At 41.6% G+C, this 15,156-nt stretch carries 9 protein-coding genes; 1 reads left to right on the top strand and 8 read right to left on the bottom strand.

What is annotated here, in order from left to right; all coding sequences use genetic code 11:
• Nucleotides 1-21: 21 nt before the first annotated feature.
• On the top strand, nt 22-618 hold the full coding sequence (locus AACZ73_RS00540; RefSeq protein ID WP_339874469.1) for a class I SAM-dependent methyltransferase: 597 nt from the start codon (nt 22-24) through the stop codon (nt 616-618).
• Here AACZ73_RS00540 and AACZ73_RS00535 read toward each other — a convergent pair.
• The 8 genes from AACZ73_RS00535 to AACZ73_RS00500 form a co-directional block, all read right to left on the bottom strand.
• The gene (locus AACZ73_RS00535; protein WP_339874468.1) at nt 613-1,503 is read right to left on the bottom strand and encodes a helix-turn-helix domain-containing protein; all 891 of its coding nucleotides are present in this window, start codon (nt 1,501-1,503) and stop codon (nt 613-615) included. The genes AACZ73_RS00540 and AACZ73_RS00535 overlap by 6 nt on opposite strands.
• 62 nt (nt 1,504-1,565) lie before the next feature.
• Nucleotides 1,566-1,844, bottom strand: a complete 279-nt coding sequence (locus AACZ73_RS00530) for a DUF983 domain-containing protein (protein ID WP_339874467.1) — start codon at nt 1,842-1,844, stop codon at nt 1,566-1,568.
• Nucleotides 1,845-2,035: 191 nt separating this feature from the next.
• Nucleotides 2,036-3,385, bottom strand: coding sequence for an alkaline ceramidase (locus AACZ73_RS00525; protein ID WP_339874465.1), 1,350 nt, complete (start codon nt 3,383-3,385; stop codon nt 2,036-2,038).
• Between the two features lie 5 nt (nt 3,386-3,390).
• The gene (locus AACZ73_RS00520; RefSeq protein ID WP_339874463.1) at nt 3,391-4,554 is read right to left on the bottom strand and encodes an AIR synthase related protein; all 1,164 of its coding nucleotides are present in this window, start codon (nt 4,552-4,554) and stop codon (nt 3,391-3,393) included.
• Nucleotides 4,555-4,704: 150 nt separating this feature from the next.
• Nucleotides 4,705-6,879 carry a bifunctional alpha,alpha-trehalose-phosphate synthase (UDP-forming)/trehalose-phosphatase gene (locus AACZ73_RS00515; RefSeq protein ID WP_339874461.1) on the bottom strand — a complete coding sequence of 725 codons (2,175 nt, stop codon included), beginning with the start codon at nt 6,877-6,879 and terminating at the stop codon, nt 4,705-4,707.
• Between the two features lie 261 nt (nt 6,880-7,140).
• Entirely contained in the window at nt 7,141-8,481 is a 1,341-nt protein-coding gene (locus AACZ73_RS00510; protein WP_339874459.1) for a vanadium-dependent haloperoxidase, read from the bottom strand.
• Between the two features lie 122 nt (nt 8,482-8,603).
• Nucleotides 8,604-11,897, bottom strand: coding sequence for a VCBS repeat-containing protein (locus tag AACZ73_RS00505; protein ID WP_339874458.1), 3,294 nt, complete (start codon nt 11,895-11,897; stop codon nt 8,604-8,606).
• On the bottom strand, nt 11,869-15,084 hold the full coding sequence (locus tag AACZ73_RS00500; RefSeq protein WP_339874456.1) for a VCBS repeat-containing protein: 3,216 nt from the start codon (nt 15,082-15,084) through the stop codon (nt 11,869-11,871). The genes AACZ73_RS00505 and AACZ73_RS00500 overlap by 29 nt, the downstream gene beginning before the upstream one ends.
• Nucleotides 15,085-15,156: the final 72 nt, after the last annotated feature.

Here is a 15,156-nt window from a genome sequence, read left to right as displayed (position 1 = left end):
TTAGTTCATTCCTTTAAACTAGTGAAAGATCGGTATAGTTTGCTTGCTCCATTTTACAATCGCCTAACCAAGCTGGTTTTTGGGGATCAATTGAAGCAGTCCAAAAATTATTTTAAGGAAAATCCATCTAAAAAGAAGGTGCTTATTATCGGTGGGGGAGATGGTCTAGATTACAGAAATTTCCAAAATCAGCTTGCAGGAGAATACTGGGAAGTATCCCGAGCTATGCTTCGACTTGCTAAGCTAAACCTATCCAAAAGTCAATTGACATTTCATCTGGGTTATTTTCAGGCAGAAAAGGAAATCGATTTTGATGAAGTCTGGCTTCATTTTGTATTGGACACCATGCTGGATGAGGAGATTCTCAGTCTTTTAGTTGAAATTAAAAAAAGCCTTAAACCGGAAGGCAGGATTTACCTCGCTGATTTTTTTGCTCCGAAAAACGCTTTTCAGCGTGTATTGAATCGAAGCATGATCAATTTTTTTAGGATAGTGGTGGCTCATAAGCGGTCAAGTATTCCAGATTACGAGGTAATACTACAAAGTCAGAATTGGGTTAAAATTTCTCAAAAGGAATTTCTGAAAGGCTGGGTAAAAGCTCAGATTTGGAGATTATAAGCCTGTGTTATCGAGTTGTTTTCGGAATTGCTCAGGAGTCAGGTTCGTTTTCTTTTTGAATAGGCGACTGAAATAGGACGAGTCCTCAAATGCCAGCTCGTAAGCTATTTCCGAAATGTTCAAATCCGAGTGTGTCAAAAGTCTTTGTGCTTCCAGAATAACTCTGTCCAGAATTAGTTGGGAGCTGGTTTTGGAAACAGTGTTTTTGCACAGTGAATTGAGTTGTTTCATGCTGAGGCTCATCTGATCCGCGTAAAAACTCGCTTCTCTATGTTTCTTAAAGTGATTGTCAATCAGTAATTCCAGCTGCTGGAATTGATTGTGAACCAGTTTTTCTTCGGGCGAAAAGGAAGTTTTGCTGCCTTTATATCGATACAATAAAATAAGAAGTGTATCAATATAGTTTCTCAATAAGTCCTTGGTTGACCAATTTGGGCTTTTATTTTCCTGATCAATTTTTTCAAAAAAGAAAAGAACCTCACTTGTCTCGGGTGTATCGATTTTTAGTTTAGGAAATTCCACAATTGAGTTGAAAAGTGAATAATCGTTTAGCCTTTTTCGTGAGAAAGTGGAGGTGTAAAAATCAGTGCTGAAGAACAAAATGTGTCCTTCCGTTTCTGAAGAAAGCTCCCAGGAATGAACCTGCCCAGGACTTAGGAAAAAGACGGATCCAGGCTCTACTGGATAGGTTTTGAAATCTATGGTGTGACTTCCTCTCCCTTGAGTGAAAACTACGATGATGTAGAAATCATGCTTGTGAGGCTTCTGGATAAATTGGTGTGTGGCCAAGTGACTTTTCAGTCCAGAATAATAGAAATGCGAAGAATCTATCGCGTCAGGCCCGAAATCTGGAATATGAAATATAGGAAGTGGACTGCTGGCCATAGTTGGAATATCTTCGAAACTCAAGATATTCCAAATATACTTACTTCAGCGAGATGAAGCCATCAGGATGAACTTGGGATGTCTTCGCCTTGGTAGGAAATAAAAATCGCAATCCAGATTGATCTGCTGATTCGGTAGATGAATGGCAGAAAAACTATGGCCGCTACACCCAGCAAAGAAAGTAGAAGAGACAGAGAATAGTCTGGTTTCAATATCGTCAAAGCCACCCAGGCAGTAATAAATAGCGCAGTGTTGATCGCATAGCTAACGAACATAGCACCGAAGTAATAGCCAGGTTCTGGTTCAAAAGACTGCCCGCAATGAGCGCAGGATTTATTCATCACAGAAAACTTGGTTGGATTCAATAATTTACCTCGCAAAAACATATCCCCTTTGTGGCAGCGAGGACACTTGCATTGGTATATACTTTTCAGGGTGGAGAATCTCATGGCTAATAAGTTTTGACAAAAGTAGCTTATGGATTTTTGAGCCAACTGGATAAAAACTACCTATATGAGGACTTTTAGGACCTTTAAGGGTTTGACTTCTTAATAATAGCCATCACCATCTCATCAAAGTACTTTCCGTTGCCAGGGCCATACCAGTTCATCTCGCGGACTTCATGGAAGTTTTCGTCATAGAGTTCATCAGGAGTAATGTAGCCAATGTATCCGCCGTTGAAAGTCGTAATGATCAGATTCAAACCTCTGCTTTGCGCCAGCTTTTCCCACTTCTCATAGAAAACTCCGGAAAGCTCTCCGCTGGAAGCAATCATTAGCACGTTACCAACCTGAGTTATGTCTAAATGAGCATTGGTCTCGCCTAGTAAGTAATTGAATAGCCATGGGCGAAGGCGAAGATTGTCCGAAACTCTCAAATGCGGTTCCCGCAAGGAAATTGGTAAGTAGCCTGTTCTGATTCTATGATTTTTGACAGTTGCGAAATAAGTCATCCCCAGATTCAGTGTAGAGTCCAATTGATGGGCATATCGCTCGACCATTTCAGGTGTGTTTCCCGGCCTCAAAGGTCTATGACTTCCTACCGTTCCTGCAGCATACATAGCAAAGTCAAAACCGTCGGCTTCCAAATCCTTTGTCAGGTAAAATGGGTAATCACCAGACAAGCTCATAAACTTTGTGCTCAGTGTAGTAGCATGAGCCGAATAGGTGAGGAAAGTTGCTTTTTCACCAGATATTTTGGTGAAAATAAGTTGGCGTACAAAAGGGTCAGTAGGGCCATCTTTCACAAATCTATTGGCGACAAGTGCACCTGCGTCTGACTTGCGGTAGGTAATTGAAACAGTGTCTTGGCTGGCAATAGCATTTTGCAAAGCAGAAAGACTTCTGGAGACCATGAGATCCACAATGCCTTGATCGTATCCGCCAAAAGCCAGTTCACCCATCGGGCCAGGCATGTATCCGCCCATTCCTGAATGTGTATGAGTTGCTGTGAAAATCACCTGATCAATTGGCAGTTTTGCTTCACTTATGGCATTTTGAAGTTGCTCAGCAAGATGAGGATGAACGATCAGCAATTCATAATTAAGCCAGGCAATCTGCGTATTTCCATTAGAAAGAGCCAATGCTTTGACATAGCTGCTATCCTGAACGAATTCATATTTTCCACGAGGAGCATAGCCAACCAGATCAGCTGGTTCAGCGGGAGTCATATTTACACTTGACCAACCTGCGATCCATGTCTCTCCTTGGGAGTTTGAAAAAGTACTCTGATCTAAGCTCTCCAAAGTCTCTTTGTAAAAGGCTTGGTCCTCAATCGGAGAACGATCCACTTTGGTCAAAATAATCAAGCCGATTACCACCAAAACAACAAAAGTCCAGCTTAGGACTTTTGTTGTTTTTATAAGGATGCTCTTAGTACTCATTGAAATCAATATTCAAAAACACCATGAGGGCTGGTAATCGTTACTTTCTTGCCTTGATGCGGCTCAACTCTACCGATGATCTGAGCTTCTACTCCATAAGATTCGGCGATGTCGATAATCTCTTCGGCATAGCGCTCGACAAGGTAAACTTCCATTCTATGTCCCATGTTGAAAACTTTGTACATCTCTTTCCAGTCTGTACCACTTTCTTCCTGAATGATTTGGAAAAGGGGAGGAGTTTCAAAAAGATTGTCTTTGATCACATGTACGTCGTCCACAAAGTGAAGGACTTTGGTCTGCGCTCCACCGCTGCAGTGAACCAAGCCATGAATTCTTGGTCTCATGTAGTTCAGCACATCCACCATGATTGGCGCGTAAGTTCTCGTAGGAGAAAGTACCAACTTACCGATATTCACAGGAGCTCCTGGAGCCGGATCTGTTAGGTTATATTTTCCAGAGTAAACCAGATCTTCCGGAACAGAAGGGTCAAAGCTTTCAGGGTATTTTGTCTTTAAAACTTTGGTGAAAACATCATGACGGGCAGAAGTAAGGCCATTGCTTCCCATGCCACCGTTGTATGCTGTCTCGTATTTTGCCTGACCAAAGGAAGCCAAACCTACGATCACATCGCCACCTTGAATCTGATCATTGGAGATCACTTCATCGCGGCGCATTCTACAAGTCACTGTGCTATCCACGATGATCGTGCGCACTAAATCACCCACATCGGCAGTTTCTCCGCCAGTGAGTACTGCGTTGACTCCATTGTCACGAAGCATTTGAAGAACTTCTTCTGTGCCTTCGATGATTGCGGAGATGACTTCGCCGGGAACAAGGTTTTTGTTTCTACCAATGGTGGAGGAAACGAGAATATTGTTGATTGCACCTACGCAAAGTAAATCATCCGTGTTCATGATGATGGCATCCTGCGCAATACCTTTCCATACACTTACATCACCAGTCTCTTTCCAGTAGGAATAAGCCAAGGAAGATTTGGTCCCAGCACCGTCAGCATGCATGATATTGCAGTATTCAGGGTCGTTGCCAAGGGTGTCTTCCACGATCTTACAAAATGCCTTTGGATAAAGCCCTTTGTCAAGTTTTGAAATGGCCTGATGCACATCTTCTTTGGAGGCGGAAACTCCGCGCTGCATGTATCGCTCGTTCATGGGGGCAAAGTTAATACGTTCTTGGCAAAATGGGTGAATAAGGGACGTAAAGTTGACTAAGGAGAGTTGTATACATAGTGATAGAAAAAAATAGGGAGGAACAAGTATTCTTTGCCCTCCCACATAGTATAAAGTATATCTATCTTTCAATTAAGAAGTCAACTTCTGGAGTAATTGCCTTACCTGACGGAAGGACTTGATGTTGTAATTGGCTTGGGTATATGCATAGCCAACGCGAATTGAATAAGCATTTTTTGGCATAGCTTTGAAAGTGTCTTCATCAGTCCAGTCATCTCCTATAGCCAGAATGAAATCATATTCCATTCCTTTCATCATTGCTGTGGCTGCACGTCCTTTATTGATATCAGGCCGCTTGATCTCCAAAACCATATTTCCTTCCAAAACCTGTAGGTTGTAACCTCTTGCCATGTACTTTAGATGGCTGAATAGTTCGCGCATTCGAAGATCTCCCAGACCACTCTCCACCTTTCTATAATGCCAAACCAAGGAATGATGTTTCTCTTCAATAAAGGCTCCTGGTGTACGAAGCACATAATATTCCATCACTTTTCGGATATCATCTTTCCAGCTGTCTTCTACCTCAGCATAGAGTTCCCAATTTCCTTGGTCCTCTTTCTTTTTCACCCACACACCATGCTCAGCAATCATATCGATATTTTGACCTTCAAACCATTCTCCAAGTGTGTCTTTGTCTCTTCCGGAAATAATCACTACTTGAGCTAATGCACTTAAATCCTTGACTATTGCCCTCAGTTCGGCGTCAGGATTTGCTTTTTGAGGATCGGAATGAAATCCGGTCAATGTTCCATCGTAATCCAGGAATAATACCGCATTCTTTGCATTTTTAAAGCTTGCCTGTATCTCATTCATTACTTTGGCATCCACGTCTTTTGAAGTCAATTCTTCTTGCTTTTGCTTCACGTGCTCCAAGCGATCCATGAATACCTTCACCCATTGAAATACATCGTATTTCTTCAGACTTTCCTGCATGCTTTTCATCCTAGTGACTTGTTCGGTTTCCGGCATCGAAAGCGCATTGTAAATCGCATCCACTACACCTTGCCTGTCATTAGGGTTTACAAGAATTGCATCCTGAAGTTCTTTGGAAGCTCCTGCCATTTCTGAAAGGATCAAGACACCAGTCTGGTCAGTTTTGCTTGCCACAAATTCCTTACAGACTAAGTTCATACCATCCCGCAGAGGAGTTACCAGCGCGATGTCTGACATATTGTAAAATGCACTAAGTTCTTCAAAAGGGAAACTGCGGTAGAAATAATGTACAGGCACCCAATTTAGGGTTGAGTATTCACTGTTGATCCGACCTACCAATAGGTCAATTTCTTCTTTCAGTTCTTTGTAAGATTGTACTTTGTCACGGCTAGGAACTACGATCATGATCATGGACACTTTGCCGTGAAGTTCCTTGTGTTGTTCAAGCAATTGATTAAAAGCCTGAATGCGTTGTGGGATTCCTTTGGAGTAATCCAATCGATCAATGGTTAACAATAACTTTTGATCTTCTACCTGCTTGCCAAATTCTTCCACAAAACGTAGGGTCCTCTTACTTTTGGCCTGTTTTGCAAATTTGTCATAATCAATTCCCATAGGGAAAGAATCGACATTTATGATTCGGTTTTCAGCCTGAATATATCCGCTTTCATTGGACAATCCTGTAATTCTTCCCACTGCACTGAGGAAGTGGCGCATATCATCATAGGTATGGAAGCCTATCAGATCGGCTCCGCAAACTCCAGTGAGCAACTCTTTCCTCCAAGGGATCATTCGAATAATCTCGTAAGAAGGAAAAGGGATATGCTGGAAAAAAGCAATAGTGGCGTTTGGAAGAACTTCCCGTAGCATCTGAGGAAGAAGCATCAATTGATAATCATGTATCCATATCGTGTCATCTGGTCCAGCTTTTTTCAAAATTGCATCACAGAATTTCTGATTTACCCGCACATAAGCTTCCCAGTGTTCCGGATTATAGACCATGTATTGCGTGAAATAATGGAAAGCAGGCCACAATGTTTCATTGCTGAATCCTTCGTAGAATTCTTCCACATCTTCCTTAGAAAGAAAGACTGGAGCCATTTTCAGCTCATTGAGTTCAAGAATAATTTCAGCTCGCTGCTCGGCATCGTCGACAGTATTTCCAGGCCATCCGATCCAAATATTCTCTCCTTCTTTATAGATAGATCCGAGGCCTGTAGCGAGTCCTCCGGCACTAGGTTTAAATTCAAATCGACCGTTACGGTGTCTTAAACTAATTGGAAGGCGGTTGGATACGATAATGGTTTTTGACATAAAATAGTAGGTTTAAAAACAAGAAAAGGAATGGTCCAATTCAAAAAGGTGATTAGAGAAGGTACATAATATCTCTCGGAATAAAAACATCAGATGAGCCGATGAGTTCATTCATACGTCAGATTCATAGGTTTGTAATTACGTTTTAAGCCATATGAATCTCAAATGCACCATGATCATCCCAGATGTTAATCCGGGATAATGCTCGATTTGATATGTAGGGTACAAAAAAAGCACCCGCTTTGTCGGATGCTTTAAGGTTTATTTGCTGGCAACATTTTTAGGTTTGGTATCCACTTTTGTCCAGATAAATTCGGCCAAATCCCGACCCTCTGTGATACCATATTCAATAGCTGGTCGATAATGGATTCCTCCATAAAATCTGCTCAGTGCAGCTTCTTCTGCAGCTTGGGAAAAAGAGTCATATTCCCTCACTGGAAGCCCATAAGCGACTTCTGAACTATCTACAAGATGGAATTCATCACCAAAAAGGTGGGCCAATGTGTAAGCAGATGCTGCAGAGGCTACGCTATGTCCACTGGTATGTTCAGGGAATGGGGGTGTTTGCAAAAGAGGCACCCACTGCTCATCTATGTGTTGATTAATATAAGTCTCAGGTCTGATTAGATTACTTCGGTATTTTTCATCCCAGCAGGAAATAAATGCCTCATTTAGAGAAATTCCTGTCATGGCAAACACTTCGGCGGTTCCCTTCCAGTCTCTTCCTGCAGCCTTGGATGCAATTGCTGCTATACTCATCCAGTGTCCACCTGGAGTGATTTTTTTCTCAGCAAACATTACATGGCCTTTCACATTCATTTTGTAAGGGTTGCAATCCCAAAATAGCGCAATGTCTTTTTGCTCTTGCGTAGCATTGATATCTGAATTGTATACTTCCAGCGCAACATTATAAAACTCACTTCCTTTTTCGGTAGAAAATGGGGGAGGGGGAAGTGGCTTGAATTGAGATGCTGAGTCCATCACAAAAGTCCTGATTTTACTCCAGTGTGGCTCGATAGCCTCCATGTAAGCAGGTGGCGTAGGTTGCCATGTGCCTTCATCTCCTGTCACAGTGAATTTCGGGAAAGATCTACTCTGGTGATAATTATCCTTAGATGAATACGCCTTGATTACATCTCCCACTTCTTTGCCATAGGCAATAGATGCCTCAAAGACATCTTCCGGAATACCTTTTTCTTTCAAAGCTGCGAATGTCGCATCTCTATGTTCATTCATTAATTCTTCCGAAAAAATTAAACCGGTACCTACATAATAATAGGCTGCCAGAGAGGCTAATGGCGGGTACACTTTATCGGAAGGCGTAAATGTAACCTTCTCAGATCCATTTAATTGCCCCATAAGAGAAGCATAATTTGGATCGACTGACGCAGCCACCTCATAAGCGGCAAGGGAAGCGTAAGTATAAATCCTAGCAGCTACAGGCGGGGAAAAAATGTCATGGATGATAACTTGTGTGATTTTTTCCTGGGCTTCACTGATATATTGACCATCCGTAATTGCCTGAGAGTAGTCAACTGGTTTAGAACAAGAAACTGCAATAAGAAGTATTCCCGAGAAGAGCAGGAATTTGGAGGTACGCATATTTTGGGAGTTAATTTTTTTCTTTTGGTATCTGAAACCGTATAATGCCATAGTGTGGCTGATTTCGAAACTTTCTATTTGGACCCCAAAGCTATTGGAAATTAAGCAAGTATCAAAAGATTTTAATCAAGTTTGATCCAGTAAAGGGGTCCGGAATTACTCGCTGCGAGACCGAAAGAGGTTCCGTTTACCATGATTTTTCTGATATTTCTAATTTCTGATTTTGGTGTGATGGTAGTTGGTAAATCTTTCTTTATCCAAGTATTATTTTCCCACTGAAACGATGTGAAAGCTGAGGTAATGTTTATCCCTAGATCTACCCGAAATCCAGAGAAATTTCCTCCAAGCAAAACGGTGCTCTTTTCTTCATCCCAGGAAACTGAGAAAATAGGAGAGAGTTGGGCTTCGTCCGGGAAAGGTACAAATTCAAAACTTCCATCCTCATCCTGGATATAAACTCCAGATCGGAATTCGTAAATCGGCTTTTTGGAAATATTAGCTAAAATTTCCGCAGTGAATAAATCTTCCGGTTTGGTAATAGAAGAGTAGCTCAGATATGAATTATGTTTTTTCTTTATTCCTGGGATTTGCTTGATCAGATCGTCTCTTGTGGCAAAAGGTACCAAGCGATCTCCCGTAGAATGAAAAATCAAGGGATCAGCCTGACCGTTTTTGTCAAAATCCCCATGGTATAGCCAAATTGGTTTTTCTTCAGTTGCTTTAAATTTGGAATTCAGACCAAGGTTTCCCGTTAAAATATCCATTCTTCCGTCTTGATTGATGTCCGCAACCACTAGACTTTGGATCCAGCCAGATGAAAATTCCAGCCCTTTGAATGCTTTTTCCTGAAGAGATTTGCCATCAGCATTTTCAAAAATGCGAATTCCTTGCCAATCTCCTGTAAGGATTAATTCGCTTTTACCATTACCGTTTAAGTCAGCCCAAATGGCCGAATTGATCATCCCTAACTCTGCTTCAGCCCCAAACCACTCTTGAGTTTTGTCCAGAAATATTCCATTGCCCCGGTTGATTAGGAGAGAGCTCTTTGGACTGGCCCCATAGTCACCGCTCACCACGGAACTTCCCACAAAAATATCCAGATCACCATCTCCATCGATATCATTTATAGCGATGGAGGAAGTGTTTTCTCCATCATGCGGGAGTGCCATAGGAATGAATTGAAAATCACCTTTTCCGCTTCCAAAAAAGACTCGGTCAAAGTTGAACAATGCGCCACTTGGATGCTCATTTCCTCCGCTTCCTACATATAAGTCCAGATTGCCATCGCCATTAAAGTCAGAAAACTGCGCTACTATGTCTTCCGCTTTTGAGAATTGGTTGAATATTTCATTTTTCTTTTCTATGAATTCTCCACTTGCAAGCTGAATAAATAAAGACCCTGGCTGATCTTGGGCACCTCCGACATATAAATCATCCAAACCATCGTTATTGACATCTCCCACAGCCAATGCTGGACCCATGCTGGCAAAACTTTTTGGGATCAAATACTCCCGTTTGGTTTCGTCCAGTTTGTTTTTTTCTTCATGCTTCCAGAAGATTTGTGGATGATTGAAAGAGGTTGAAGGCGAATGTAAAGTGTTTGAAAAGTGATTTCCAGAACCTTGAATTAGGTTATAGGTATGATTGGTTTTCTTTTCATGAAAAATTTCCTGTTTTCCATCTGCCCATCGGACAGAAATGGAATCAATCGCTTCCACCTTTCCTAAACCAAAGACAAGTGTAGAGGAAGTTCCAGACATGAATCCTCTAGTTCCAGAATACTGCTGATAAATATCCTTATCACCGAAGTGCACTCCGACTTTCGCTCCCAATCCGAATCGGTTTTTTCCTTCGGCATGTAGATTAACCCTGAGAAATGAATTCCCTGATTTCTCAGAATGATTTTGATAGATGAATGCAGGCTGATTTAAATTATTTACTATCAGATCCAAATCCCCGTCATTATCGAGATCAGCGTAAGTTGATCCATTGGAATAACTGGGTTGAGCCAATCCCCAAGATTCGGCTTGATCCTTAAATCGCAATCCTCCCATATTTTGGAAACTCAAATTGGGGAGTTTAACCGTAGGAAGCATTTCGATTTGCTTTTGACTTACCTGGTTCCTGTCCAGGCCAGGATTACTCTGCTGGCTATACTGGATAAAATCAAGATCATTGGGACGCTTTTCTATTCCGTTTGTAATATGAATATCCGGAAAACCGTCATTGTCCATATCGAAAATCAACGGCGACCAGCTCCAGTCGGAAGCAAACACTCTGGAAAACAATGCTACCTCGCTAAAGCCATCCTTTCCCTGATTTAATTGAAGATGATTTCTTACGTATTGATCAGCATAACCATATTGTTTCTTGATCTGATATACTTCCTGTTTGTCTTCACCTACAGATTTCATCCATATTTCCGGATCTATCGGTAGCATGTCGGTGGTGAAAATCTCAGGAAGACCATCTCCGTTAAGATCTGCCAAATCATTTCCCATGCTATATCTGGAAGTATTGGAAATCAGACTTTCCAGAGCTTCTATGAAAGTGCCATCTTGCTGATTGAGGTAGAGGTAGTCATTTTCAGTGAAATCATTGGAAACGTAAATATCCGGCCAGCCATCTCCATTGACATCTTCTACGCCAACTCCCAGACCAAAACCTAAGATGCTGGAATATATGCCTGCACTTTCTGTGACATCTTCGAAACCAATTTTTCCTTCGGAAGCCAGATTTTTGTACAATTTATCCCCTCCGGAATCAGCATTTTCTCTTTGACTTGCTTTCGCAAAAACTTCAGGTGACTTTACTGAATGAGTCAAAACATAGAGATCGAGATCTCCATCACGATCGTAATCTAAAAAAGCTGCTTGGGTGCCAAATCCTTTGAAATCAATACCGTATTCAGCTGCTTTCTCCTCAAACTTTCCTTCCCCAAGATTAATATAAAGTTTGTTCCTACCCTTTAACCCTTTGTAATCACCTATTTGGGAAACGTAAATATCCAGCAGACCATCTCCATTTGCGTCTGCCATGGTGACACCTGTAGACCATCCTCCATCTCCGCCTACTCCGGCAGATTCAGTGATGTCTTCAAACTGGAAATTCCCTTTGTTTAGATAAAGTCTGTTTGAGACTTGATTTCCTGCGAAATACAAATCCACTAAACCGTCATTATTAATATCTCCAGCTGCTACTCCAGCGCCGTTGTAGAAATAGAGGTATTCGAGGATGTTTAGCGAGTCAGTGGAGGCAAGAGTGTTTTCAAAATCAATACCTATCTCCTGATTATCCATTAGTTCAAAAAGTGTCTCGGTCTTTTTCTCCTGACAAGAAGTAAGGAGTCCAACACCAATCAGGAATAAAGCCGATAATCTACGCATCTTAATACTTCCAGATTTCTGCAGCAGCATTGTTTTTCACCACCAAAAGCCTGCCTTGTCCCAGGTCGGAAAATGCCCTGATATCACCATCCAATTTTAATCCATGCTTGGAGTTTGGCCGGTAGTCGAAGGTGCCGTCTCCTTTGCCAAGTAGCACCTCACCGTAACTCGCATCGTATTTGCCCACTTCTGGTTTGGCATTAAATAGATTCCCACCTAGGATCAAGTCTAAATATCCGTCTCCATTCAAATCCACTGTTTGCACGGCAAAGACAAAGGAACGCTGCGCCATACGGGAAAAAGGTTTCCAGGTGAATTTTCCGCTTCCTTCATTCATCAGCACGCCAGAAGTTAAATTATTGACTTCGCTGATGATGGATTTGTCCAAGACCTCTTGTGGAAAAATATCTGAAAGCATTTCATTATTGTAATTGCTATAGCGCATGTATCGTTTTTTCACAGATGGGATCTGCCTTTCCAGTTCATGCTTTAAAGTATAAGGCACCTGTAGTTCACCTTCCTGACGAATGAAAATATGCTCTATGGAACCGTTCTGATCAAAGTCATTAAGGTACATTTTCACCGGCGTATTTTCTGAAACTTTGAATCTTGAGTTTAGTCCATTATTTCCCAAAATTAAATCGGGAAAGCCATTTCCATCCAAATCAGCGACTTCCAAAGTTCTGAACCAACCTTTCAGATTCTGAAGTTCTGGCATTTCGATTTTTTGAAGTTTACCTCCGGTATTTTTAAAGAAAACTGGAGCCAGCCATTCGCCCACCAACACCAGATCGTCGTTGCCATCATTATCCCAATCAACTACTTTGACATCGGTGATCATACCAATTTCTTTTAGTTCTGGAGCCAAAGCGGAAGTTTGATCTGTGAATTTCCCTTGGCCGTCATTAATCCAAATACTGCTGCTAGCAGGAGCACCATAGACAAAAGGAACCAATCTACCTCCTATAAATAAGTCAGGAGCTCCGTCTAAGTTGAGATCTAAAATCTGAATAGACGAGGTACTTACTCGATTTGCATTAAACCCCTGCTGTTGACTTTTTGTGAAATTTCCCTTGCCATCATTAAGGTAAAGTCTATCAGTAAGTTCTGACGCGCCAAGTCCAGATTCATTTCCTCCTGATGCCACTATTAAATCTAATGCACCATCTCCATTAGCATCGAAAAATAGCGCATCGGTATCTTCAGAGATACTATCGCCTTTTAATGCTTCTTGTCCTGAAAGATTGTAATTTCCTGACGTAGATCCCAAATACAATTTTCCTGGATATCCTTTGGCTCCGCCAAAGAACAGGTCGTCAATTCCATCTCTATTTACATCTCCTTTTGCAAATGCAGGACCTTCGGTTGAGAACATGTGAAACGTGAGACGGTCTCTGTCGAAATCCACCATGGAATTTTCTTCATGCTTAAAATCTATTTCCTGAGCGTCCTCTTTATGAAAGAAAGGCAATTCTGGCTGATCGAAGAAATTCTGCCCTTCGGAAAGGGGGACTGCATCGCTCCATTTGAGGGTGAGAAGCTCGTCTGCGGGAATATTTTCAAGTTCTGAATAGCTTCCGTCTGGCCATAGAACTTTGATTTTATCCAGGGTTTTTATTTCTCCCAGCCCGATCGTAAGCTTTGGATCCACCGAAGATTCAAAACCCCGATTAGGCATTTGCTCAATATAGAAAGTTTGATCACCGGCATAAATTTTTATCTGAGCACCTACAGCCTGCGTATTTTTGTCTTTGCCGATCAGTTTGATTTGTAAGGAATGGAAATTTGGATGGAGTTCTTTTCCTATATTTTTGAAAATGGATGCTTGCTTATTTACATTGTTGACGATCAGATCCAGTGTTCCGTCATTATTCAGGTCTCCGTATGCCGCTCCGTTGGAATGCATGGCTTCGCCCAATCCCCAACTTTCAGCCACATTTTCAAAGGCTAAATCCCCCAGATTTCTGTATGCATAATTTGAGACTGGATTGATCGGGATAGGATCTATCAGAGCTTTATAGTCTACGCCTTGTTGGGAGATTATCTTACTCTTGGTGGCATCATCATCGATGAAATTCAGGTAATCCAAATCAGTAATATCCTGATATATACCATTGGCGATGAACAAATCGCGCTTGCCATCATTGTCCATGTCGAAAATCAAAGCTCCCCAACTCCAGTCTGTGGCTTCCACATTGGCTAGTCTTCCCATTTCACTGAAAGTGCCGTCTCCATTGTTGATATGAAGCATGTTTCTGGAATATTGGTAATGATAGCCGTGACTTTTATTGAAAATGAATTTGTCCCAATTTTCAAAAGTAGTGACTTGCTTCAGGCGAGTCTGAGGCTCAGGAAGCATGTCCGTGACGAAAATATCGAGAAGTCCATCTCCATTAATATCAGCGATATCCGCACCCATGGAAGCTGCAGAAATGGAACGCATGGATTGCTCGAGTGATTCGGTGAAGGTGCCATCTTGATTGTTGATGTATAGATAGTCCTTTTCGAAGAAATCATTGGAAATGAAAATGTCCGGCCAGGAATCCTGATTGACATCCCCGATGGTTATGCCAAGGCCAAAGCCAATGATGGAGCCATAGATTCCGGCTTCCTCACTTACGTCCACAAATTTCCCGTTGTCATTCCGGAATAATTTATCTCCACCGACTGAATCACGTTTTGGACGCTCGTTTTGCATTTTATTGAAGCTGCCGATTGCTTGATAACTATTGTTCAGCAAATAGGTGTCAAGATCTCCGTCTTTGTCATAATCGAAAAATACAGCATGCGTGGAGAAGCCCTTGTCTGCTAATCCGTAGGCTTCAGCTTCTTCATTAAACGTACCATTTCCCTGATTGATGAATAGCTCATTTTGCTTGTTATCACCAGAAATATCTCCGGAATTACACACATAAATATCCAAAAAGCCATCCCCATTTACATCTGCCATAGCCACACCAGTACTCCATGCACGCGTTCCGGCAGTGCCTGATGGGGAAGTGATATCTTCAAATTTAAAATCACCCTTATTTAGGTAAAGTTTATTTTCCCCCTGATTTGACGTAAGATAAATGTCCAGTAACCCGTCGTTATTGATATCGCCAAGGGCTACTCCGCCTCCGTTGTAGAAATTGCGATAGGTAAATATGTTGAATTCCTCGTTGAAATTTAGATTGTTAGCGAATTGAACTCCTGAATCGTCAGGTGAGATAGACATGAAAAGGGTCTGTAGATCTACCTTTTTTTCGCTACACGAAAAAATTGACAAAATTGATACTATGTATATTAT

Source organism: uncultured Algoriphagus sp., assembly GCF_963974835.1.
GTDB lineage: Bacteria > Bacteroidota > Bacteroidia > Cytophagales > Cyclobacteriaceae > Algoriphagus.
This window is presented reverse-complemented; position numbering and strand designations above follow the sequence as displayed.